Origin of the sequence: Bradyrhizobium sp. AUGA SZCCT0431, assembly GCF_018131065.1 — a bacterium.
Classification (GTDB): Bacteria; Pseudomonadota; Alphaproteobacteria; order Rhizobiales; family Xanthobacteraceae; genus Bradyrhizobium.
Map to the genome: position 1 here is coordinate 48,138 of NZ_JAFCLR010000002.1, position 23,346 is coordinate 71,483.

The window sequence follows — 23,346 nt, forward strand, 5'->3', positions numbered from 1 at the left end:
CCGCTGTCGCCCCGGCCTTGAGCCGGGGCCCATAGCCACCGAAGCCAATTGGCGAAGGAAGGCGTCTGCCAGAGAGCCTCTCACGAGCGCCGCGGGTATGGGCCCCCCGATGCGCAATTGCGCATCTGAGCTCAAGGCCGGGGGCGACAAAGCCTATTTCGCGAACCGGTACGCCCCGCCCTTCTCGATCGAGCGCTGGAACGCCGGGCGGGCGTGCATCCGCGTAAGCCAGGCCGCCAGGTTCGGATACGGGGCGAGCTTTTCGAACACCTTTGCCATTTCGCCGACAAAGCTCATCTGGATATCGGCACCCGACAATGACGGGCCGACGAAGAACTCGCGATCCTTCAGCGCGCGATCGACATAGCCGAGATGGTTGGCCAACTCGCTGTCGATGCGCGGATGCAGCGGCGCGCCCGCCTCTTTCAGCCTGCTGACATAGAGGTTCAGCATCAGCGGCAGCATCGCGGACCCTTCCGAATAATGCAGCCACTCATTGTACGCCTCATAGTCGGCGCTGCCGGGCGCCGGCATCATCGCGCCCTTTCCGTATTTGCGGATGATGTAGTCGACGATCGCACCGGACTCCGCGATCGTGGTGCCGCCATCGGTGATGACGGGCGACTTGCCGAGCGGATGGATCGCCGTCAGTTCCGGCGGCGCCAGCCGCGTCGTGGCATCGCGCTGATAGCGCTTCATCTCATAGGGCGTGCCGAGCTCTTCGAGCAGCCACAGGATCCGCTGCGAGCGGGAGTCGTTGAGATGATGAACCGTGAGCATGGCAGTTTCCTCAAGGGGTTTCTTGTTTGGAGGCGCACGTTAGCAGAGGTTTCGAGCATCGTCATGATTGCGTGATCGCAATCACTGAGCTCTCGCCTCACCGCAACTACGCTCCATCCCGATTGGCCTGTTCGAGCCAATCGCAAACAGTGGAGAACGGCTATGAGCGAAGGCAATACTGCGCACGAAATCAACGGCGAGTTGTCGCTCGATCAACTCGATGCCGCCGCAGGCGGCCTCACGATCGGCCCGATCACCTATGAAGACGGCATTCTCGCGATCGGAATCAAAGGTGTCGGCGGCATCTTTGTCGGCGCGGGCTGCATCGGTGGCTGGCTTGGCGGCACAGCCATCGCTTACTGCCCCAAATAAGCATTCGCCGTCGCCAAAAGCTTTGAGGAATAGCCGGATTTCGTGAGTCCGGTTCTTCCTGCTGTTTGTTGATGCATGCCCAAAGTTTTATCCTCGCCCACCGTCCGCCTGCGATGCTAGGCTTTCGGCGAGCGAGGAGAGAACGATGCGAATTGCGATTGTCGGCACCGGCGGCGTAGGCGCCGGTTATGGGGCGGCGCTGGCGAAGGCCGGGGCGGATGTCACCTTCATCGCGCGCGGCGCGCATCTGGCGGCCATGAAGCGCGACGGATTGAAGGTTCAAAGCCCGCGCGGCGACATCCATCTGGTGCCGACACAGGCGACCGACAATCCCGCCGAGATCGGCAAGGTCGATTTCGTGCTGTTCTGCGTCAAGCTGTGGGACGTCGAAAGCGCCGGGATCAGCATCAAGCCGCTGATCGGCCCCGATACGGCTGTCATCCCGCTGCAGAACGGCGTCGATGCCGCAGAAAGGCTGATCCCGATCCTGGGCGAAAACGCCGTGATGGGCGGCGTGGCGCAAATCAGCGCGAACATCGTTGCGCCCGGCGTGATCCAGCAGGTCGGCACCTTCATGCGCATGGTGTTCGGCGAACTCGACGGCAGGAGCAGCCGGCGCGGCGAAGCATTTCTCGCGCTGTGCCAGAAGGCCGGCTTCGATGCCAAGCTGAGCGACGCGATCCTCACCGAACTATGGATGAAGTTCATCCTGCTCGCCGCCAACGCCAGCGCGGTGGCGCTGGCGCGCCAGCCGATCGGTGCGTTGCGCGACGATTCTGATATTCGCCCCCTGCTGCTGTCGGCCTACCGCGAAGTGATGGATGTCGGCCGCGCCCGCGGCGTGGCGCTGCCGGACAACGCGGTGGAGACAATATCAGGATATTCCGACAGCCTGCCCGCACATCAAAAGCCGTCGATGGCGCTCGACCTCGATCGTGGCAACCGGCTGGAGCTGCCCTGGCTCGGCGGCAAGGTGGTCGAACTCGGCAAGAAGCTCGGCGTGCCGACGCCGACGCACAGCCTGATGTACGCGATGCTGAAGCCGTATGTCATGGGGAAGCCAGCGGGTTGACGGAGCGCGCGAGGCGCCATGTCCTTTACATCGCCGGACAGGTCGGCAGTGTAGCCACCACTTTGCGACGCGCCGCTGCGCGACATCACGGAGAAGCATATGCCGCTTGTCGAGAACGCCACGATCAGGAAATTGCGGGCGGGCCGGCTCGCCCTCGGCTTCGGCGTGCACCATTTGCGCACCGCGGCCGCGGGCATGATCGCCGCGGCGACCGGGCACGACTGGCTCTTCATCGACCTCGAGCACGGTGCATTTTCGCAGGATGACGTCGCGCAGATCTGTATCGCCGCATTGCCGACCGGCATCACCCCGATCGTCCGAATTTGCGCAGGCGCGATTGATGAAGGCACGCGGGCGCTCGACAACGGCGCCGCCGGCGTCATCGTACCGCATGTCGATACGCTCGATCAGGCCCGGCGCATCGCCTCAGCCTTTCGCTATCCGCCTTTGGGGTCGCGGAGCTGGGGCGGACCATCCGCCCTGTTCGGTTACAAGCCGCCCGGCGCCGCCGAGGCCCAGGCCGCCATCAACCAGGAAACTCTTGTCGTCGCGATGGTCGAGAGCCCTGAAGGCGTGGCCAATGCCGCCGGGATTGCCGGGGTCGATGGGATCGACGGATTGCTGATCGGAACCTCCGACCTGACCGCGGAGATGGGTATTTCCGGTCAAATCCTGCATCCGCGCGTCGAGGAAGCCTACCGCAGCGTTGGCGCGGCGTGCCGCAAGGCAGGCAAATTCCTCGGCATGGGCGGCGTCTACGAACCGGACGCCATGAAGCATTACGCCGACCTCGGCGCGCAGTTCATCCTGACGGGATCGGATCACGCTTACATGCTGGCCGGCGCCAGTCTCAAGTCGGCCTCGTTGCGGACGCTCGAAGCGGGCTGAGCGAACTCACATCCCCGTATAGCCTGCCTTCACCGGGTCGGTGGAGCCGTCGAGCTGGCGCAGATAGGTCAGGCCGCACACGGTCAGGCGGTGGGTGTCCTTTTCGCCGGCCTCGAACAGCGTCTTCACATAGTCCGTCACCTTCTCGCGCGCTTCATCGTTCGCGGCAGAGCTGCGGTTCACCAGCAGGTCGTAGGTGTGCATGATGCGGTCGATGGCGGCTTCCATGAAGTTCTCCGGTAGGGGTCAGGCGATGTAGGTTTCGGCTTCGAATCTGGCGATCGCCTTGTTGGCGAGGCGGATCTTGTTCAATTCGCCGCGCTGAAACATCTGCACGATGATTTCGAGCAGCCGGTCGTCGGTGGCGAAGGTATCCGGGATGGGGCCGGTCCTGCGGAGATAGTTCGAAGCAATGGCGTAAGCGTCGCCCACCACCTCGACATTCATCACCCGCAATCCGCGCTCGACGAGCATGTTCTTCGGTCCCCGTGTCAGGAGCGATAATGCGCGAGCCCGGCAAAAGTTCCACTCCGGGAAACCGGCTGTTTGCTGGGCGCGCGCCAATGCCCGCGTGACCTTAGAATCGAGGTGCAGCTTGTTGTTTTGATGCGCTTTATCAGGTGAAACTGTGACCGCTATCACTCGAAGCGGCTATGCCCGAGGCGGCTCTTGCGCGCGTCGAAGGATGAAGCCGCTGCACTCAATACTCAGGCCCAAAAACAAAACGCACCGGACCCGGTAAACCGGAGCCGATGCGCCTTGGGCAGGGCTTACTGCCTTGCCAGTTCATGATCCGCTGTTGGCTGCCGGTCTTTTGAGTGGCCGGCTTGGCCGCGGATTCGAAAATCTCAAAGCCGATACAGGATCTGGTCGGTCCAGAACCGCTCGAGCCGGTGCAGCGACTTGTTCAGCGTCGCGAACTCCTCGTTCGAGATGCCGCCGACCTGCTCCACGGTCTTGACGTGCTTCTGGTAGAGCGCGTCGACGATCTTGCGGATTTCCTGGCCCTGCGAGGTCAGACGGATGCGGACCGAGCGGCGATCAACGCGCGAACGCTGATGATCGAGGAAGCCGAGCTCGACGAGCTTCTTCAGATTGTAGGAGACGTTGGAGCCGAGGTAGTAGCCGCGCGTGCGCAGCTCGCCTGCGGTCAGTTCCTTGTCGCCGATGTTGTAGAGCAGCAGCGCCTGCACCGAGTTGATATCGGCGCGGCCGCGGCGATCGAATTCATCCTTGATCACGTCAAGCAGCCGGCGATGCAGCCGCTCCACCAAAGTCAATGCTTCAAGATAGAGCGGCTGCACCGGAGCTTGACCGGCAGAGCGTTCAGCGGTTTCCACCGCCGTTGCAACGGCTTTCATCATGACATTCCCCTGTTGTCGTTTTTATCGACTTATTCGACGAAACTTTTGTCCCGCCTGATAGCTTCAACTTAAGGGGGCCGTTTGAAGATCCGCTTAAATAAGACAATAAAGAGATCATGAATTTAAGACAGTGAATCGCGGATTAAGCCCATGGATAAAGGGCTTTTCGCAAGATTTCATTGACGGTGGCAGGCCCCTGTTCACGCTTCGTCTGCAGGCCCTGTCGCATTCCAAAACAGGTTCGTTCGAATTCGAAACGCCTGGGTAAGGGGTGTGAGGGAACCCTTTACGGTGACTGAAAAGTTACCGCGAAAATCTCCGAAAATCTTACGGAAATACATGGCGCGTTCTGGCACGCGCTGCATCAAATCTGGATGCGGTCGTTAAGACAAGCGCGCGGCTTGCTATGGCGGCCGTTCGCGCGCGGCCATCCAGGCGAGTGCGAGGTAGGCCGCCAGCATCACGGCTTCGACACCGACCACCGTCAGGCTGCCGCCGTAGATGCCCGGAAACATCAGCTCGATCACCGCCATCGACACCACTGTCGTGAGCCACACCACTGCGCCCCAGGGCGTTGCAAGCCACAGACCCACGGCGGCGACGAGTTCAATCACGGCGAAATAGATCGTTGCGGTCTGCCAGGCCATCGACTGGTTTTCGAACGCCTCTTCCTCGCCGCCGATGAAACCGGTCACCTGCGCCCAATGGTAAAGGCCCTTGGCGATCGAGATGACCGCCATGATGCGCAGGAACAGCACCAGCCGCCGGGTCCACGCGTTGTCATCAGGCTCGATCCGCTCGGACGAGATCGCCGCCACCGACATCGCATTGTCCCGGGCATTGTCCCTGTTATCCCGCGACGGGTCGCGCGCGGAGGTGTCAGACATGAGAATCGGTGCTCACAGGCGAAAACGGGTCCTTATAGGCGGAGTCTTGGCCCGCCGGGTCGGCAAAATCAATTGCCGCTGGCGCAAATCAAGCAAGCTGCGGTGACGCGGCCGTTCCGGAATGCTAGAATTAGACCAGGTCCAAATCGGGCCAAATCAGCCTTCCGCCGGGGAGTACCATCATATGGCGATCAAATTCGGGCGTCCGATCGAAATGCGCGACGCGCCGCGGCACCGGACCGCCCTCACCTCGGCCCCGCTCGACCTCGCGATCCGCCCCCGGCGCAACCGCAAGGCCGAATGGGCGCGGCGGATGGTGCGGGAAAACGTGCTGACGACCGACGATCTGATCTGGCCGTTGTTCATCGTCGGCGGCCACAATACGCGCACCGCTGTCGCCTCGATGCCCGGCATCGACCGCATCACCGTCGACCAGGCGGTCCGTGATGCCGAGCGCGCAGCGAAGCTGAACATCCCCTGCATCGCGCTGTTCCCCTATACCGACCCTTCGCTGCGCGACGAACAGGGGTCCGAGGCGCTGAACCCGGACAACCTCGTCTGCCAGTCGGTGCGCGCGATCAAGAAGGAATTCCCGGGCCTCGGCGTGCTCTGCGACGTCGCGCTGGATCCCTTCACCAGCCACGGCCATGACGGGTTGATCGAGGACGGCAAAATTCTCAACGACGAAACCGTCGCCGTGCTGGTCCGGCAGGCGCTGGTGCAGGCCGAAGCCGGCTGCGACGTGATCGCGCCTTCCGACATGATGGACGGCCGCGTCGGCGCCATCCGCGAGGCGCTGGACGATGAAGGCTTTACCGACGTGCAGATCATGTCGTACGCGGCGAAGTATGCCTCCGCCTTCTACGGCCCGTTCCGCGACGCCATCGGTTCGGCAAAAACGCTGACCGGCGACAAGCGCACCTATCAGATGGACAGCGCCAATTCCAATGAGGCGCTGCGCGAGGTCGAACTCGACATCGCCGAAGGCGCCGACATGGTGATGGTGAAGCCCGGCATGCCCTATCTCGACATCGTGCGGCGGGTAAAGGACACCTTTGCGATGCCGACCTTTGTTTACCAGGTGTCGGGCGAGTACGCGATGATCGCGGCAGCCGCCGGCAATGGCTGGATCGACGGCGAACGCGCGATGATGGAAAGCCTGCTCGCCTTCAAGCGCGCCGGCGCCGACGGTATTTTGACCTACTTTGCGCCGAAGGCGGCGGAGAAGATCAAGGCGGAGAGCTGAGGGGCTGCCTCTCTCCATCGGTCGTCCCGGCGAACGCCGGGACCCATAACCACCGGCGATAATTGGTTTGCACGCTGGTTGTTATCTTCCTTTTCCAACAATCTGGGCCGCGGCGTGGGTCTCGGCCTTCGCCGGGACGACAAATAACCCAGCCCCCGAATCGCCTGAATATTGCCGTTTCGTAACCGTCGCAGGGCTTGCGCGCGCGGGGGCGGTTCCCATGTCTCGGCTGAATGCCTCGGCTGAATGTCTTGGCTGAATGTCTTGGCTTGATGTGTAGGCTTGCGGGAATATGCACGGTCTGGAGGACTGATCATGTCGTATAGCGGTTCGGGTAATACCGGTGGCGGCGGCTGGCGCAACGATGGCGGCGTGCAGCCGCATGCGTTCGATCCCGATTTGCAGCCGGAACTGTTTCGCGGCCTGCTGACGCGGCGGGTGTTCGCATTTCTGATTGACCTCGTCGTGCTGTCGGTCCCGGTGATCCTGGGCTACATCTTCATCGCGGTGTTCGGTCTGATCACGCTTGGGCTCGGCTGGGCGCTGTTCTGGCTGGCTTGGCCGGCCACGATCGTCTGGGCCATCGTCTATTACGGCTCTTCCCTCGGCGGCCCGCATTCGGCGACCATGGGCATGCGCGTGATGGATCTGGAACTGCGCACCTGGTACGGCGCGCCGGGCTATTTCGTGCTCGGCGCCACCCATGCCGTACTGTTCTGGGTGTCGATCTCGTTCCTGACGCCGCTGGTGCTCCTGATCGGCCTGTTCAACGGCCGCCGCCGGCTGCTGCATGACATCGTGCTGGGAACCGTTGTCATCAACAGCTCGGTTCGCACACAGGTTGTACCTCCCGCGCGCGCGTATTGAAGGGATGTCACACTGCAAATTGATTGACCGTCAGCCCGCGCGGCGCGATGCTGAGGTTTGTTCGGCCCGGATCAGGATCGGGGCCGAACTTCCCTCACCGGTACCAATTGTTCACCGGAAAGCGTTATCGTTCGAGTTTCGGAGGCCTGACGACCCGACGTGACCCAGCATTCGCGTGATACCCCGCAGTTTTACCTGACGGCGCCCTCGCCCTGCCCCTATCTGCCGGGACGGCACGAGCGCAAGGTGTTCACGCATCTGGTCGGCGACAAGGCCGGCGACCTCAACGACCTGCTGACCCATGGCGGCTTCCGGCGCAGCCAGTCGATCGCCTACCGGCCGGCCTGCGACCAATGCCGCGCCTGCGTTTCCGTGCGCGTCGTCGCCAACGAGTTCCGGCCCTCGCGCAATTTCCGCAAAATTCTCGCGCGCAATGCCGACATCATCGGCGAGCAGCGCAGCGCGGTCCCGACCTCGGAACAATATTCGGTGTTCCGCGCCTATCTCGACCGCCGCCACCGCCATGGCGGCATGGCCGACATGACCGTGCTCGACTACGCCATGATGGTGGAAGACAGCCATGTCGAAACCCGCATCATCGAATACCGCAAGCGCAGCGTCGATTCCGGCATCACCGGCCGCGGCGATGAGTTGATCGCGGTGGCGCTGACCGACGTGCTCAGCGACGGGCTGTCGATGGTGTATTCGTTCTTCGAGCCGTCGGAGCAAAGCCGCTCGCTCGGCACCTTCATGATCCTCGACCACATCACCCGCGCCAGACGGCTGGGGCTGCCTTACGTCTATCTCGGTTACTGGATCGAGGGCTCCAAGAAGATGGACTACAAGGGCCGCTTCCTGCCGCAGCAGCGGCTGGCGCCCTCAGGCTGGCTGCGCGTCGACGCGTCAGGCGAAGTACTGACCGAGCCGCAGGATTAGGGCTTCTGCCTGTAGCCCGGATGAAGCGCAGCGAAATCCGGGGCCACTGCTACCGCCTGAGGGATTCCCGGATTGCGCTTCGCTTCATCCGGGCTACGGGTCCAGCTGTCAGCCGCCGAACAGCGTGTCGTAGAGCAGCTTGACGTTGAGCGTCACGATGATCCCGGCGACGATCCATGCGAGCGTGGCGACCGAACGGGAGATCGCAAAATCGCCCATCTTGCGGCGGTCGGAAACGAACCGCACCAGCGGGATCACCGCGAACGGCAATTGCATCGACAGGATGACCTGGCTGAAGACCAGCAGGTTGGCCGTGCCCTTCTCGCCATAGAGCGCGGTGACGATGACGACGGGGACGATGGCGACGCCGCGGGTGACCAGACGCCGCGCCCAGTTCGGCAGGCGCAGGTGCAAAAAGCCTTCCATCACGATCTGGCCGGCCAGCGTCGCGGTCACCGTCGAGTTGAGGCCGGACGCCAGCAGCGCGACGGCGAACAGCGTCGAGGCGATCCCGAGGCCCAATAGCGGCGACAACAGTTCATACGCCTGCCCGATCTCGGCCACATCGGTGCGGCCGCTGGAATGGAACGTCGAGGCGGCAACGATCAGGATCGCGGCGTTGATGAACAGCGCCAGCATCAACGCGATGGTCGAGTCCGTGGTCGCCCATTTGATCGCATCGCGCCGGCCCTCGTCGGTGCGCGGATAGGCGCGGGTTTGCACGATCGAGGAGTGCAGATAGAGATTATGCGGCATCACGGTGGCGCCGATGATCCCGATCGCGATGTACAGCATCTCCGGATTGGTGACGATCTCGGTCGACGGCAGGAAACCGCGCAGCAGCGCGGCAACGGGGGGCGCAGCGGCGAAGATCTGGATCGCAAAGCAGACCGCGATGACGATCAGGAGCGAGATGACGAAGGCTTCGAGGAAGCGAAAACCCTTGTTCATCAGAAGCAGCAGCAGGAAGGCGTCAAGCGCGGTGATCAGCGCGCCGCCGATCAGGGGAATGCCGAACAGCAGTTTCAGCGCAATCGCGGTGCCGATCACCTCCGCCAGATCGCAGGCGATGATCGCGGCCTCACAGGCCAGCCACAGCATGAAATTGACGGGACGCGAAAAGCTGGCGCGGCAGGCCTGTGCGAGATCGCGGTCGGTGACGATGCCGAGCCGTGCGGCGAGCGCCTGCAGCAGGATCGCCATCAGGTTCGACAGCAGGATCACCGACAGCAGCGTGTAGCCGAACTTCGATCCGCCGGCGAGATCGGTCGCCCAATTGCCGGGATCCATATAGCCGACGGAAACCAGATAGCCGGGCCCAAGAAACGCCAGCAGCCGGCGCGTCCAATGGCCACCGAGCGGCACTGCGATGGTCGCGTTGACCTCCGCCAGACTGCGCTGCCTGTTCGCGGCGGCGTCGGCGCGCCAGCCGGCAGCGTCCTGCAAGGCCACAGTCCGTTTCTCCGAATTAGTCCCTCGGCCCAATTCGGGCGTTCGCGCATCCATCTCAACAGGATGGTCGAAATTCGCCCTTATTGCAACTAATTTGCAACTGCATCTGATGATCACGAAAATGATACCGGTGCGCGCATTGTAAAGCACTCAGGAAGTGCTTTATGATCCAGTCATGATCAAATTACCTGCCGAAACCCCGGCCGCCACACTGCGCTACGCGCTCGCTCCCGACGCAGCCGGCGTCGAAGCCATCGAGGCGACGTTTGCGGCCTATCACCGGATGATGGAGATCCTGGAGGACGTCGCGCCATCAGGCGCGAACCTGGTGTCGCTCCATGCGCAGGCCTACGAGAAAATTCGCGTCGAGACCGGCCTGCCCGCACGTCTGGTGACCCTCGGCCTGCGCGACCGCGCCAGCTACGTGGCCGGGACCATGAACCGCCGAATCCCACTCGACGACAAACTGTTCGCGATCAAGGGACCAACAACGCTGACCATCAGCACAGTCAGAGGGCGCGTCATGGTTCCATTCGAAGTCCCGGGCTACCTCGCCGGTTGGGAAAGTCCCTTCCCGGCTCACCTGGTCTCAGACGGCCACGCTTACGAGATCCACATCGGCGTCAAATCGACATCAATCCAACCGGAGGAGAAGACCATGGTACACGAAGGTATCCTCGCACGCAGCGGCCGCCTGCTTGCCGCCATCGCCAGTCAGGCGATTGACGATGTGGAAGACAACAACAAGGTGGCCCTCGTCAAACAGGCGATCCGCGAGATCGACGCCGGCGCCGACGAAGCGCGCAGCGCGCTCGGCAAGTCCCGCGCCGAAGAATTCCGTCTCAAGCGGCGACGTGAGGAGTTGGACGGCGAAGTCGCCGCCTTGACCGAAAAGGTCCGCCTGGCGGTCTCCGAGAACCGCGAGGACCTCGCGCGCGCCGGCGTCGCGCGTCAGATCGATCTGGAATCCCAGGGTACGGCGCTGGGCCGGGCGATGGAATTCGTCCAGCTTGAAATCGAGGAACAGACCCAGGCGCTGCAGGCGATGCTGGGCGCGCGCCGGGAAGCCGAGGCGCGGCTTGCCGATCTCGAGAAAAGCATCGCGCAACATGCCCCGCAGGAGGCCGGCCGCTCCGCCCCGGCTTCGAAAACGGCGAAAGCCGAACGGGCCATGGCCGCGATCTCGCGCGTGACCGGCGTTCCCGCCGGCAGCGCATCCGGCGACAAGGACCTTGATGAGCTCGATCGGCTGCATCGCGAGAAGGCGATCAGCGAACGTCTCGCGCGGATCAAATCCTCGCAATGAGCGCCGTGATCGACCTCCTGCTGGCGGCCGACGTCCGGCCCTTCACGGTTGCCGCGGCGATCGTGATCGTGCTGGCCGTGATCGAACTGCTGTCGACGATGGTTGGGTTTTCGCTCAGCCACATCGTCGGCAAGGACGTCGAGATCCAGGCCGACGGCCACAGCGCCATCTCCGGCCTGTTTTTCTGGATCAATGCGGGGCGCGTTCCGCTTCTGATTCTCCTGCTGCTGACGCTCGGCATCTTTTCGATCGCAGGATTTTTCATTCAGGCCGTCGCACACAGCGTCGGAATTTCTCTCCCGGCCTCGATCGCCGCGGTCGCCGCCATCATCGGCACCATACCGGCGGTCCGGGCCACCAGTCGCGGCATCGCACGCGTGATCCCGCGCGATGAGACCTATGCGGTCGATGAAGCCGACTTCGTCGGCCAGATCGCCGTGGTTTCGATCGGTCCGCTCGACCAGGGACTGCCCGGCCGCGTCCGTCTCAAGGATGTCTTCGGCAACTGGCACTCTGTGCCGGCGCGCGCCAGCCACGATTCGAAAGCGCTTGCGGTCGGCAGCAGCGTGTTGCTGGTCGACCGCGACACCAAGAGCTTTATCGCCATCTCCGCACCAGCCGACCTCATTGCACAACAGCAGTCATCAGACAGGGCATAACATGTGGGAACTTGCAGTACCGGTTTCTATCGGCGTCCTTCTCTTTGTCATCATCGGTTTCATGTTCGCGACGCTGTATCGGCGTTCGACCCGCGACGAAGCCTATGTGCGAACCGGCCTCGGCGGCCAGAAAGTCGTTCTCGACGGCGGCTCCGTCGTGCTTCCGGTTTTCCATTCCACGGCAGCCGTCAATCTGAAGACGTTGCGGCTGGAGGTCGCCCGCGGCGGTCCGGACTCGCTGATCACCAAGGACCGCATGCGCGTCGACATCGGCGCCGAATTCTATGTCCGCGTCAAACCGGACATGTCGTCGATCGCGCTGGCCGCGCAGACGCTCGGCAACCGCACCAACGACGCTGCTGAACTGCGCGAACTGATCGAGGCGAAATTCGTCGACGGCCTGCGCTCGGTCGCCGCCACCATGCATCTCGAAGAGCTGCAGGAACAGCGCGCGACGTTCGTCAAATCGGTGCAGGACGCGGTCGGCGCCGACATCCAGAACAACGGCCTCGAGCTTGAATCGGTCTCGCTGACGAGGCTCGACCAGAGCGACATCAAGCATTTCAATCCGAGCAATTTCTTCGACGCGCACGGCCTCACCACGCTGACCAAGATCACCAAGGAGCGTGAGCAGGAGCGCAACCAGATCGTCCGCACCACCGAGGTGAACATCGCGCAGCAGGACCTGGTCGCGCGCCAGACCACGCTGACGATCGAGAGCACCAAGCGCGAGGCGGAACTGGCGCAGCAGCGCGACATCGCCAACAAGACCGCCGCGATGCGCGCGCAGACCGCGCAGGTCGAGCAGACGGCTTTGCAGAACGAGGCCGAATACCGCATCCAGCAGGAACTGGCGGTCGCCAACGTCCAGACCGAGGCCAACCAGGCCCGCGACACCAAGAAGATCGAGGCTGATCTGGCGGTGAAGCGCCGCACCACCGAAATGGAGCGTGATCTGCAGATCGTGGCGCAGGAAGCGGCGATCGTCGTCGCCACCAAGAACAAAGAGCAATCCGAAGCGCAGACCATCGCAGAAACGGCGCGCGCGCTGGCGATCGCAGCCGAAGAAAAGGTCACGACAGCGCGCGCCACCGAAATCGCCGAGCGCGACAAGATCATCAACGTGATCGCGGCGCGCAAGGTGGCGGAAACCGACGCGATGCCGATCACGGTGATGGCGGAAGCCGAACGGCAGGCCGCCGCCAACAAGGCCGAAGCGATCAACGTGCTGGCCCAGGCCGACGCCACCGCCGCGACCACGCGCGCGACCGGCGTCAAGGCGCTCGGCGAGGCCGAAGCCGAGGTGGCGGCGCTCAAGGCCGAGGCCCGCAACAAGCTCGGTGCCGAGATGATCGAGTACGACCTCAACCTCGCCCGCATCAACATCATTCCGGGCGCGCTGGCCGAAGCGGTCAAGCCGATCGAGAAGATCTCCGACATCCGGATCTTCGACACCGGCGGCATGCTCGGTCGTGGCGGCGGCAACGGCGCGATGAATGGCGGCGGCAATGGCGGTCTCGGACTCGGCGACGGTCTCGCCGCGCAGCTGCTGTCGGTATCGGCGTTCAAGCCGATGATCGACAAGATTCTCGGCGAGGCCGGCTTCCCGGCTGGCCCGGACGCCATGACCAGCCTGTTGACTGCGCTGCGTGCCGGCAGCGGCCCGCTGACTGAAGTGGAGGCGCCAGCGGCGCCGGTTGCCTCCGCGGATACCCCACCCAACACCATCTCGGGCACAGGCAAGGCGACGCTCGGACCGAAGTCGTAGCCGTCATGACGGCCTGATCCGCCGTCAGATCGCAAACAGAGAGAAGCCCGCCGCAGTCGATGCGGCGGGCTTTTTTTACGCCTGCCGGGCACGGCGCATTCGTCCCTCTTCATTTCCTTATTGCAAATGCTTCTCATTAGTGACACTAGTTGCGAATAATTCTCAATTGCAAGTCAGGGAGGCGGTCGATGCGTCAGCTCAAGCGGGCTTTTGGCGGCAAGGACGGAGACCATGACGATTTCCACTTCGGCAATTTTTCCCAGCATTTTTTCCTGCCGCACCAGCCTCACGGTTCACATGGCTCGCACGACGCCCACCCCTCTCACGGGGGCCAGGGTTCTCATGGAGGCCACGGTTCTCATGGCCCGCATGATGGCCCGTCGTGCCAACCGGGTCCGCAGCCGGTAAAAATCGAGTACCGGAGCTTCGACGGCTCGCAGAACAACCGGTCGGATTCCACCCTCAACGCCGCCGGCACCGAATTCGCGCGCATCGGCACGGCGCATTTTGCCGACGGCATTTCCGTGCCGCTGGGCGGCAACAATCCGCGCACCATCAGCAATCTCGTGGTCGGCGCCGGCGATGCCGACGTGGCGAACCCGGAAGGTGTTTCCGCGTTCATGTACGCCTGGGGCCAGTTCATCGATCACGACATGACGCTGACCCGAACCGACGGCGTCAACGACATCAGCGTCGTGGTCCCCGTGGGCGATCCTGTATTCCCCGCCGGCACCATCATTCGGATCACCCGCGCCGTCATCGATCCCACGACCGGTGCGGGCACATCCAATCCGGCGATGGCGGTCAATTCCAACTCCGCATGGCTCGACGCCTCGATGGTCTACGGGTCGAGCGCGGCGATCGCCGCCAGCCTGCGTACCGCCGACGGCCACATGAAGACGTCCGCGGGAGACAATTTGCCCATCGTCAACGGCATGGTGGTGGCCGGCGACGGCCGTGCCGCAGAAAATCCGGCGCTGACCGCGCTGCAGACGCTGTTCGTGCGCGAACACAATTACCAGGTCGACAAACTGCATCATGAGCATCCGAACTGGAGCGGCGACCAGCTCTACAATTACGCCCGCGCCATCGTGTCGGCGGAAATCGCCAACATCACCTATTCCGAATTCCTGCCGAACCTCGTCGGCAAGGACGCGCTCACGCCCTATGACGGCTATGACCCCAATGTCGATCCGCATTTGACGCTGGAATTCGTCGCCGCGGCATTCCGCTTCGGACATTCGATCGTGTCGGGTGAAACCGAAGGCCTGGCTGAGAACGGCGAAGTCATCGCCGGCTCCGAGGAAGACCTCAAGGACGTGTTCTTCCAGCCGGCGGCAGACTTCATCGACAATGGCGGCGCCGACGGGCAATTGCGCCATCTGGCCGCCGATCCCTCGCAGGCGCTCGATGCGCGCATCGTCGAGGATCTGCGAAATTTTCTGGTCGATGCGCCGGTGTCGATGGATCTCGCCGCGATCAATATCCAGCGCGCACGCGACCTTGGCCTCGGCACGCTCAACCAGACCCGCGAAGCGCTCGGCCTCGACCCCTACACGGATTTCAGCCAGATCACGAGCGACCCGGAGACGCTGGCCGGGCTGAAGGCGGCCTACGGCAATGTCAACAATGTCGGCCTGTGGACCGGCGGCCTGTCGGAAAACCATGTCCCCGGCGCGCTTGTTGGCGAAACCTTCCAGGCCATCCTGACGATGCAGTTCGAGGCGCTGCGCGATGGCGACCGGCTCTGGTTCGAGAACCAGGGTTTTGACGCCCGGACGTTGTCCGAGATCAAGGGCACGACGCTGGCCGACATCATCCTGCGCAACACCGACACCAAGCACATCCAGGACGACGTGTTCGTCACCTATGTCCGGCACACCGGCCTTGCCGGCGGCGTCGAGTCCGAAGACCCCGACGCCCGCCAGATCGTCATCGGCTCCGATGGCACCGACACCCTGATCGGCGGTCCGCAGGGCGATTACCTGTTCGCCGGAACCGGCAAGCAAACCATGACAGGCCATGCCGGCTCGGATCGTTTCGTGTTCGATTCCGGCACCACCAAAGCCAAGATCACCGACTTCGATCCCGGCGTCGACCTGCTGGTGTTCGAACATGCCGGGCGCCTCGACTTTCGAGATGTGAAAATCTCGAGCAACCACGGCAACACGATCGTGCAGGTCGGCGACGACTGGATCGAATTGATGGGTGTGCGGCCCTATGAGCTCAGCAGGCACGACTTTCTGTTCGACGTCTGATGGGTCAGCAAGACGTGGATGGCCGGAACAAGTTTAGCCCGGACAGATCACTGACAGGTGTTGGGAGACATCGCTGACACATCAAGGTGAGAAACCTCCACACGACCACGTGTGGAGGTTTTTTCGTTGCCCCACAGCTTGTCGGGAAACGGGTGGGTTGGACCGTCCTGTCGTCGGACAATGACGGCCGATAAAGCCATCAGGGAATGACGCCATGTCCGCCGCCGATGCAACGCGCCTGCCGCCGACCTTCAACCGCCTCGCCTGGTCCAACCTCGCCGCGCAATCGGCCGAGCAGGTAGCGCTGGCCGCCGCCCCCATCGTCGCGGTGCTGCTGCTGGGCGTCGGCGAAGGCCAGACCGGCCTGTTGCAGACCGCGCTGACGCTGCCCTTCATCCTGTTTGCGATCCCGGCTGGCCTGCTCGCCGACCGCATCTCGCGGCGCTGGCTGATGGCGGGCTCCGAAGCGCTGCGTGCAGCGGCGCTCGGCGGAATCCTGCTGCTGATCTGGCTCGGCTGGATGACGCTGCCGCTGCTGGCTCTGCTCGGCTTCATCGCGGTGTGCGGCACGGTCGCCTATAGCGTCGCCGCGCCGGCGCTGGTGCCGTCGCTGGTGAACCCGGAGCAACTGCCCGCGGCCAATGCGCGGATTGAACTGGCGCGCACCGTGGCGTTCGCCAGCGGCCCCGCGCTCGGCGGCGTGCTGGTCGGATGGGTCGGTGCGGCGCCGGCCTTCGGATTTGCCGCGGCGCTGTCGGTCATCGCGGTGGTGCTGCTGTCGGGTATCTATGAGCCCGCCCGCGCGCCCGCCCCGCGCCGCCATCCACTGCAGGAGATCAAGGAAGGCGCTGACTTCGTGCTGCACCACAAGCTGCTGCGGCCGGTGTTCATCACCCAGTTCATCTTCAACACGGCCTCGTTCCTGCTGCTTGCGGTGTTCGTGCCCTATGCCGTGCGTCACCTCGGCCTCTCCGCCACCGGTGTCGGCACGACGCTCGCCATGTACGGCGTCGGCATGGTGGTCGGGGCGCTGTTGGCAACGCGGGTGATGAAGCGCCTTGCCTTCGGCACCGTGATCGGGCTCGGCCCGGTGACCGGTTTCGTCGCTGCCACCGTGATGGCGCTGACGACCGTCGTTCCGTCACCGCTGCTCGCGGGCCTGAGTTTCTTCCTGCTCGGCGTCGGTCCTATCCTGTGGGTGATCTCCACCACCACGCTCCGCCAATCGGTGACGCCGCCGTCGCTCTTGGGGCGCGTCTCCGCCATCAACATCATGAGCTACGGCGCGCGCCCGCTCGGCTCGGCGCTCGGCGCCATCGTCGGCGGCCTCTACAGCGCCGAAGCCTGCCTCTATCTGGCGGCCGCGATCTTCGCCGCGCAAGCGCTGGTGATCCTGATGTCGCCGGCGGTCTCGCTGACGCGGCAGCCGGACATGGTCGGCGACGGACCGGCGCTGCGGGCGTGCTGAGGCCCCTCCCCGTCATTGCGAGCGCAGCGAAGCAATCCATTCTTTCTTTCCCCGGAGGGATGGATTGCTTCGCGGAGCCTGTCATCGGGCGCGCATTCGCGCGACCCGGTGGCTCGCAATGACGGCCTTAACGGGCATTTTCTTCTAAAATATCCACCGACGTCCTTTCGGCTTTCACGTTCCACTTTATATGATACATATCATTTCATATCAAAACGGGAACCCTCCATGGCCGACCAGACCGTAGCGATCGCGAGCCCCCGTCCCGAGGCCTCTTCCATCGTGCTGCAGATCGCGGTGCTGGCGGCGCTGGCCGCCACCGGGACGCTGGCGACCAATATCCTGCTGCCGTCGCTGCCGCAGATGGCAGCCTCGCTGCACGTCACGAGCGCTGCGGTCACATCGGCCATCACGATCTTCCTCGCGGTGTTCGCGGTCGGCCAGCTCGTGGTCGGGCCGATCTCGGACCGCTACGGCCGCCGCTGGCCGGTGCTGATCGGCTTCGCCGTATTTTTCGCCGGCAGCGTCTGGTGCGGCCTCGCCACCGACCTGCCCAACCTGCTCGCCGGCCGCGTGGTCCAGGCCGCCGGCGCCTGCGCCACCTCCGTGCTGTCACGCGCCATTGCGCGCGACCTGTTCTCCGGCGCCGCGCTGGCGCGCGCGATGGCGCTGATCATGATTGCGATGGCGGCGGCGCCTGGCTTCTCGCCGCTGCTCGGCGGCGCGCTCGACCACTATTTCGGCTGGCGTTCCGAATTCGCGCTCGTCGCCGCCTTTGCGGTGCTCGGCGCGCTCGCCTACGGCATGGTTCTGGGCGAGACCCATCATGCGACGCGGACACCGCTCGACCCGCTCGCGATTGCCAAAAACTATCTTGGCCTGATCGCTGATCGGCGTTTTGTGGTACCGGCCGCGACCGTGAGCCTGATCATGGGCGGTCTGTTCGCGATGTTCTCGGCCGCGCCCCGCGTGCTGATCGAAGCGATGCACTTTACGCCGATCCAGCTGGGCCTGTTCTTCGCCGGCACCGTGCTGATCGTATTCGCGGCCGGAATGCTGGCGACAAAGCTGGCGCCGCGCTACGGGCTTGACCGCTCGATCCGCGGCGGATTGTTCGCGGCTGCTGCCGGCAGCTTGGCGATGCTGCTGGTGTCGCTGTATAGCCCGACCTTCCTGCCATTTCTGGGCGCGATGAGCGTGTTCCTGCTCGGCATGGGCATCGTCAACCCCTTGGGCACCGCGCAGGCGCTCTCCCCGTTCGGCGAGAAAGCGGGCGCCGCCTCCGCGCTGGTCGGCTTCTGGCAGATGATGACGGCGGCGATCGGCGTCTGGCTCGCGGCGACGATCTCGCGTGAAGCGCTGTTCGCGCTCGGCGTGGTGCTGACGGTGTTTTCCTTTGTCGCGGTCGGGCTCTACACGCTGCGCGCCAAAGCCGCACATCCGTAGCCCGGATGGAGCGAAGCGCAATCCGGGGCCGCAACCGCGGCAACCGAAGATTCCCGGATTTCGCTGCGCTTCATCCGGGCTACAAGACGCGGCCTAACTGCCGAGATACCGCTCGTACTTCCCAGCCACGACTTCATCCGACGCAATGTCCGGATCGAGCGTATAAAGATCCTGCGCGCGGCCGATGCCGCGCAGCGCGTAGCGGCCGGTGGAAACCAGATAGTTGCGGCCGGCTGCGTCCAGTCCGGTGCGAAACGCCTCCGAGGTCAGTAATTCGCGGTCGACCGAACGGCACATCGAGGCGATGCGGCTGACTTCGTTGACGGCCGGCCCCACCACGGTGAAGTCGAGCCGGTCCTCGCTGCCGATATTGCCGTAGAAGACCTCGCCGACATGCAGGCCGACATGGGCCGTCGTCACCGCCACGCCTTCGGCGGCACGGCGAGCGCTGACCGCAGCCATGTTGTGCCGGAAACGATGCTCGGCGCGCAGCGCCGTGCGCTTGGCAACGGCCATGTTCTCGTTGGTGAACATCGCCAGCACGCCATCGCCGATCAGTTTCAGCACCTCGCCGCCGGCATCATGGATGGCGTCGATCGAGGCTTGCGCATAATCGTTCAGGAACGGGATGATCTGGCCGGGCTCGATGCTCTCGCTGATCGCGGTCGAGCCGCGCAGATCCGAAAACCACAGCACCGTGTTGATACGCTCGGTGACGCCGCGGGCAATGCGGCCGCGCAGCACCTGCTCGGATGCATCGCGGCCGAGATAGACCCGCCCCAGCGTCCGCGCGACTTCAGCCTGTGCGGCGGATTTGATCGCAAGCCCGAGCACCGGCACCAGCTCGCGCAAGGCAGCGAGCCCCTGCTCGCCAAAACCTTCGTCGCGCCGGGTCACCCATGTCGAGTAGAAGCAGTCCATCTGGCCCATGGTGCCGGCTTCGCCGAAACGGTGAACGAAGCTGAGAAAATGCTTGTGACCCTTGGCGGTCAGGTCCTCGATCATGTTGAAATCGAGCCCCGCGCAATCGGACAGATCGATCAGCAGTTCGTCGCCGCCGGTTTCAAGCAAATGGTAGAATGTCGAGCGCCGCCAGTTTTCCGCAACGGCGCCCTCGCTGCTCGAACCATATTCAAAACTGTCGCTCTCGTTGGTCTGGGAATCGCTCCAGCGAAATCCGCGGCCCTCGAACACCGGGTGCAGCGTATCGATGATGACCATGGCGCGCGACAGTTCCATGCCATGTGCGCGGCAGCGCTCGCAAAAGCCACGGAGCAGATCGTTCTCGGGCAGGCCTGTCAGGCTCTGATGGGCGATCCAGTTCATCAGGCGCAGGCGGGGCGTGAGTTCCATGCCGCCATTATGCCGCGCAATCGTGACAGACGGAAGCCTGCCGCAGCCCTTACGTTTTCCCCGCTACGACGACTTCGCCGTCTTCCTTCACGAAGGAGGCCACGGGACGGTCGAGCAGGTCGAGCACCAGTTCCGACGGCCGGCACAACCGCACCCCCTTCGGCGTCACCACGATCGGCCGGTTGATCAGGATCGGATGGGCGAGCATGAAATCGATCAGTTCGTCGTCGCTCCATTTGGGATCGGCAAGGCCGAGCTCCGCATAGGGCGTGCCCTTCTCGCGCAACAATTCGCGCGCGGAGATGCCCAAGGCGGCAATCAGTTCGACCAGCCGGGCGCGGTTCGGCGGCGTCTTCAGGTATTCGATCACCTCGGGCTCTTCGCCGCTTTGGCGGATCATTGCCAGCGTATTGCGTGAAGTGCCGCAGGACGGGTTGTGATAGATGGTCACGCTCATGTATGAGCTTCCTTCGCAGTTGCGGTCACTTCGCCTGCCCCGCGCAGCAGCCAGCCCATCAGCATCATCGCAAGGATGGCGCCCAAAAGTTCGGCGGCTATGAAGCCGGGCAGATCGGTCGGACGAATTCCCGAAAACGTATTGGTGAAAGATCGGGCAATGGCGACCGCGGGATTGGCAAACGAGGTCGACGACGTGAACCAATAAGCGGCCGTGATGTAAAGCCCGACCAGCCAGGGGATCGCCGGCCGATTGAACCGGATGCCGGCGAGAATCGTGACAACCAGGCCGAACGCGGCCACGCCTTCGGCCAGCCATTGCGCGCCGCCGGTTCGGACCTTCAGCGAGGCATCCAGCAGCGGCAGGCCGAACATCGCGTGCGCCATGATGGTTCCGGCGATGCCGCCGGCGATCTGCGCCGCCACATACGACAACGCCTCGCGCGCGGTCAGCTCGCGCCGGAGCGCAAACACCAGCGAAACCGCGGGATTGAAATGCGCGCCCGAGATCGGCCCGAGAATGCTGATCAGCACGACAAGGATCGCGCCGGTCGGCAGCGTGTTGCCGAGCAGCGCGAGCGCAACGTCCTTGGTCAGCGTTTCCGCCATGATGCCGGAGCCAACCACGGTTGCGACCAATATCGCGGTGCCGAGGGCTTCGGCGGTCAGGCGGCGCGGAAGATCAAAATCGGACATTAACTCGCCTTCTCGTGACCGTTACTGGCACCATCGATGCGGCCGATATCGCGCAGCCGCGTTCCCAGCGACAGGGCATCGATGCTGCTCAGCGGCAGGCTCGTGAACCCGGCGATACGATTCTTCATGTACCGGAATGCCTCGACGAATGCCGCTTCGCGCTCGATGTCGGTACCAACAACCTCCGCCGGGTCTGCAATGCCCCAATGCGCCGTCATCGGCCGGCCGGGCCACACCGGGCAGGACTCGCCTGCAGCGTTGTCGCAAACCGTAAAAATGAAATCCATCACGGGAGCGCCGGGGCGCGCGAACTCCTCCCAGCTCTTGGAGCGCAAATCGCCGGTCGGATAATCGAGGCTATTCAAGACCCTGATCGCGAACGGATTTACCGTTCCCTTCGGCTGGCTTCCCGCCGAGAAGGCGCGGAAGTAGCGATGGCCATCCTTCCGCAGAATCGCCTCGGCCAGGATCGAACGGGCGGTATTTCCGGTGCAAAGGAAGAGAACATTGTACATGCGATCAGACATGAATTCTCCTTTGGGCTTTCCTGCTCTTCGGTTTCGGCGGACAACACGGCGTCAGGTCTTCGATCAGCGGCGCGCAGATTTCAGGACGTCCGTCGCAGCAATCCCTGACCATGAACAGCATGACGGCCCGAAACGCGTCGAGATCGGCGCGGTAGACGATCGAGCGGCTGAAGCGCTGGGCCGTCACCAGCCCCGCGCGCGACAGGATCGCCAGATGCGACGACATCGTGTTTTGCGGCACCGCCAGCGCCTTGGCGATATCGCCGGCCGCCAGCCCTTGAGGTTCGTGCTTCACCAGCAGGCGAAACACCTCGAGCCGGGTCGATTGCGCCAGCGCGGCGAGCGCGAGAATGGCTTGTTCAGATTCCATATATCCAGACTTATGGATATAGGTACGCTTGTCAAGCCGGTCCAGGGCGATGCCTTGCCGACGACAATCCGCGAATTGGTGCCCGACGGGCAAATCACTTCTGATTTTCGGAATCCATGTCAAGCCCCGAAATAAAAAATATTTCGCTTTTCCCGAAAGAAAATCAGGGGCATATATTGCCCATCCCGTCCCACTCAGAGGGCGTCGGCCGTCGTCACGGACGTTGGACGGGTTGCGGTGGACGCCGATGTTGCGGAGACGTAACGCGACAGAGGCGTACGGCGAAGCCGTGTGGTCCTGACGCCCCGTTGCTGGCGTCAAGTTCCTGAGAAGCCAAACGCTGATCAGGAGCGATGGTGGCAAGAAAGCCCGTTCACCAGGGAGAGCACGATATAAGCCGTAAAGCCACTGCGCAGGGAATGTCGGATGTTCTCCGCTGCCCTGTATGCTCGTGTGCACTTTGTTTTGTGCAAACCGCACGCGAGACCGCGGGTGCAGCGCGCATCCGGCATTCCCTGCGCCCTTCTCACTTGGGGAGGGTCAGCAAGTCGCAAAACTCGGGCGCTTCACGCCGCGAGATCGCGGACGTATGGACCATCATTGTCATGATCGACACAACAAAAGCGCCCTGCTGGCCTAGCCCCTACGCAGTATGGATCAGCCAAGGCGGCTTTGTTCTCCATCCGACTCCAGTTTGTTCGCAAGGAACGAATCGGAATCGCGCAAATCAGCGCGGATCAATTCCTAACAACACATTGCTTCGCCGTTATGCGCCCTCATCACGACAAAAAGCCCGCGACGACATCGCGGGCTTTCTGCAAACGCGACAAGGTGCTCATGCATCGGCGCCGGTCGAAGCGCCGATCAAGCATCTGTCCTCACTGAATGGCGCGGCCGATGGTTTCGGTGCGGCCCTGGGCGGTCGTGATCTTGTTCCGCGGTGTCAGGACGCTGAGCTGAACGGGCGTGACCGACGTGGCGGCCGGCGACGCTTGCTGGACGCCTTCAGCGCCGAGCACCTGAACCTGCACGGCCGAGACCGGCACGCCTGCCTTTTCGTAAGCCGGCAACTCGGCTGCGACAGCCCCGCCAGCAGCCGTCATGGCGAACACGGCAGCGGCGGCGATGGACAGGGAAATCTTCTTCACGGCAATTCTCCTTCGATGGCTTGGAAT

Annotated in this window: 24 protein-coding genes; 12 read left to right on the plus strand and 12 right to left on the minus strand. The window is 63.5% G+C overall.

Annotation, left to right across the window (positions count from 1 at the left end; genetic code table 11):
• Window positions 1–153 precede the first annotated feature (153 nt).
• Window positions 154–780: a glutathione S-transferase family protein gene (locus JQ567_RS01905; RefSeq protein WP_212437233.1), complete on the minus strand. Its 627-nt coding sequence runs from the start codon at window positions 778–780 to the stop codon at window positions 154–156.
• A gap of 162 nt (window positions 781–942) precedes the next feature.
• On the opposite strand from JQ567_RS01905, the gene JQ567_RS01910 reads away from it, so the two are divergent.
• The 3 genes from JQ567_RS01910 (at window position 943) to JQ567_RS01920 (ending at window position 3,112) form a co-directional block, all read left to right on the plus strand.
• Entirely contained in the window at window positions 943–1,152 is a 210-nt protein-coding gene (locus JQ567_RS01910; RefSeq protein WP_192733579.1) for a hypothetical protein, read from the plus strand.
• Between the two features lie 145 nt (window positions 1,153–1,297).
• Window positions 1,298–2,224 carry a ketopantoate reductase family protein gene (locus JQ567_RS01915; protein WP_212437234.1) on the plus strand — a complete coding sequence of 309 codons (927 nt, stop codon included), beginning with the start codon at window positions 1,298–1,300 and terminating at the stop codon, window positions 2,222–2,224.
• Between the two features lie 99 nt (window positions 2,225–2,323).
• The gene (locus JQ567_RS01920; RefSeq protein WP_212437235.1) at window positions 2,324–3,112 is read left to right on the plus strand and encodes an HpcH/HpaI aldolase/citrate lyase family protein; all 789 of its coding nucleotides are present in this window, start codon (window positions 2,324–2,326) and stop codon (window positions 3,110–3,112) included.
• A 6-nt stretch (window positions 3,113–3,118) separates the two neighbouring features.
• On the opposite strand, the gene JQ567_RS01925 is transcribed toward JQ567_RS01920, so the two are convergent.
• From JQ567_RS01925 to JQ567_RS01940, 4 genes are all read right to left on the minus strand, one after another.
• Window positions 3,119–3,340, minus strand: a complete 222-nt coding sequence (locus tag JQ567_RS01925) for a hypothetical protein (RefSeq protein WP_212037750.1) — start codon at window positions 3,338–3,340, stop codon at window positions 3,119–3,121.
• 18 nt (window positions 3,341–3,358) lie between these two features.
• Window positions 3,359–3,586, minus strand: a complete 228-nt coding sequence (locus JQ567_RS01930) for a hypothetical protein (protein WP_212437236.1) — start codon at window positions 3,584–3,586, stop codon at window positions 3,359–3,361.
• Between the two features lie 374 nt (window positions 3,587–3,960).
• Window positions 3,961–4,476: a transcriptional regulator LdtR gene (gene ldtR, locus JQ567_RS01935; protein WP_192733585.1), complete on the minus strand. Its 516-nt coding sequence runs from the start codon at window positions 4,474–4,476 to the stop codon at window positions 3,961–3,963.
• 404 nt (window positions 4,477–4,880) lie between these two features.
• A complete protein-coding gene (locus JQ567_RS01940) occupies window positions 4,881–5,363 on the minus strand; it encodes a DUF6163 family protein (protein ID WP_192733586.1) in 483 nt (160 codons plus the stop codon).
• Between the two features lie 184 nt (window positions 5,364–5,547).
• Between JQ567_RS01940 and hemB the strand changes: the two genes are divergently transcribed.
• The 3 genes from hemB to JQ567_RS01955 all read left to right on the plus strand — a co-directional run bounded on the left by hemB (window position 5,548) and on the right by JQ567_RS01955 (window position 8,412).
• Window positions 5,548–6,609 carry a porphobilinogen synthase gene (hemB, locus tag JQ567_RS01945; protein ID WP_212437237.1) on the plus strand — a complete coding sequence of 354 codons (1,062 nt, stop codon included), beginning with the start codon at window positions 5,548–5,550 and terminating at the stop codon, window positions 6,607–6,609.
• A gap of 315 nt (window positions 6,610–6,924) precedes the next feature.
• Entirely contained in the window at window positions 6,925–7,476 is a 552-nt protein-coding gene (locus tag JQ567_RS01950) for an RDD family protein (protein WP_212437238.1), read from the plus strand.
• 159 nt (window positions 7,477–7,635) lie between these two features.
• Entirely contained in the window at window positions 7,636–8,412 is a 777-nt protein-coding gene (locus JQ567_RS01955) for an arginyltransferase (RefSeq protein ID WP_212437239.1), read from the plus strand.
• A 108-nt stretch (window positions 8,413–8,520) separates the two neighbouring features.
• Here JQ567_RS01955 and JQ567_RS01960 read toward each other — a convergent pair whose 3' ends face one another.
• Complete coding sequence (locus JQ567_RS01960; protein WP_212437240.1) at window positions 8,521–9,918, minus strand: Nramp family divalent metal transporter; 1,398 nt, start codon at window positions 9,916–9,918, stop codon at window positions 8,521–8,523.
• Between the two features lie 121 nt (window positions 9,919–10,039).
• Between JQ567_RS01960 and JQ567_RS01965 the strand changes: the two genes are divergently transcribed.
• From JQ567_RS01965 to JQ567_RS01990, 6 genes are all read left to right on the plus strand, one after another.
• Window positions 10,040–11,170 carry a PspA/IM30 family protein gene (locus JQ567_RS01965; protein ID WP_212437241.1) on the plus strand — a complete coding sequence of 377 codons (1,131 nt, stop codon included), beginning with the start codon at window positions 10,040–10,042 and terminating at the stop codon, window positions 11,168–11,170.
• A complete protein-coding gene (locus JQ567_RS01970) occupies window positions 11,167–11,829 on the plus strand; it encodes an OB-fold-containig protein (protein ID WP_249165174.1) in 663 nt (220 codons plus the stop codon). Before JQ567_RS01965 ends, JQ567_RS01970 begins: the two co-directional genes overlap by 4 nt.
• A gap of 1 nt (window position 11,830) precedes the next feature.
• Window positions 11,831–13,597 carry a flotillin family protein gene (locus tag JQ567_RS01975; RefSeq protein ID WP_212437242.1) on the plus strand — a complete coding sequence of 589 codons (1,767 nt, stop codon included), beginning with the start codon at window positions 11,831–11,833 and terminating at the stop codon, window positions 13,595–13,597.
• Window positions 13,598–13,785: 188 nt separating this feature from the next.
• Window positions 13,786–15,855, plus strand: a complete 2,070-nt coding sequence (locus JQ567_RS01980; protein ID WP_212437243.1) for a peroxidase family protein — start codon at window positions 13,786–13,788, stop codon at window positions 15,853–15,855.
• A gap of 214 nt (window positions 15,856–16,069) precedes the next feature.
• A complete protein-coding gene (locus tag JQ567_RS01985) occupies window positions 16,070–17,323 on the plus strand; it encodes an MFS transporter (protein ID WP_212437244.1) in 1,254 nt (417 codons plus the stop codon).
• Window positions 17,324–17,551: 228 nt separating this feature from the next.
• A complete protein-coding gene (locus tag JQ567_RS01990) occupies window positions 17,552–18,769 on the plus strand; it encodes a multidrug effflux MFS transporter (protein ID WP_212437245.1) in 1,218 nt (405 codons plus the stop codon).
• 93 nt (window positions 18,770–18,862) lie between these two features.
• Here the strand turns inward: JQ567_RS01990 and JQ567_RS01995 are convergent, their stop codons facing one another.
• The 6 genes from JQ567_RS01995 to JQ567_RS02020 form a co-directional block, all read right to left on the minus strand.
• The gene (locus JQ567_RS01995) at window positions 18,863–20,122 is read right to left on the minus strand and encodes an adenylate/guanylate cyclase domain-containing protein (protein ID WP_212437246.1); all 1,260 of its coding nucleotides are present in this window, start codon (window positions 20,120–20,122) and stop codon (window positions 18,863–18,865) included.
• 49 nt (window positions 20,123–20,171) lie between these two features.
• Window positions 20,172–20,579 (minus strand): arsenate reductase (glutaredoxin), encoded by a 408-nt coding sequence (gene arsC / locus JQ567_RS02000; RefSeq protein ID WP_212437247.1) that lies wholly within the window; start codon window positions 20,577–20,579, stop codon window positions 20,172–20,174.
• Window positions 20,576–21,274, minus strand: a complete 699-nt coding sequence (locus JQ567_RS02005) for an MIP/aquaporin family protein (RefSeq protein ID WP_212437248.1) — start codon at window positions 21,272–21,274, stop codon at window positions 20,576–20,578. The genes arsC and JQ567_RS02005 overlap by 4 nt, the downstream gene beginning before the upstream one ends.
• Window positions 21,274–21,801: an arsenate reductase ArsC gene (locus JQ567_RS02010; RefSeq protein ID WP_212437249.1), complete on the minus strand. Its 528-nt coding sequence runs from the start codon at window positions 21,799–21,801 to the stop codon at window positions 21,274–21,276. Before JQ567_RS02010 ends, JQ567_RS02005 begins: the two co-directional genes overlap by 1 nt.
• Window positions 21,794–22,171 carry a helix-turn-helix transcriptional regulator gene (locus JQ567_RS02015; protein ID WP_212437250.1) on the minus strand — a complete coding sequence of 126 codons (378 nt, stop codon included), beginning with the start codon at window positions 22,169–22,171 and terminating at the stop codon, window positions 21,794–21,796. Before JQ567_RS02015 ends, JQ567_RS02010 begins: the two co-directional genes overlap by 8 nt.
• Before the next feature lie 878 nt (window positions 22,172–23,049).
• Window positions 23,050–23,319, minus strand: a complete 270-nt coding sequence (locus JQ567_RS02020) for a hypothetical protein (protein ID WP_212437251.1) — start codon at window positions 23,317–23,319, stop codon at window positions 23,050–23,052.
• Window positions 23,320–23,346: the final 27 nt, after the last annotated feature.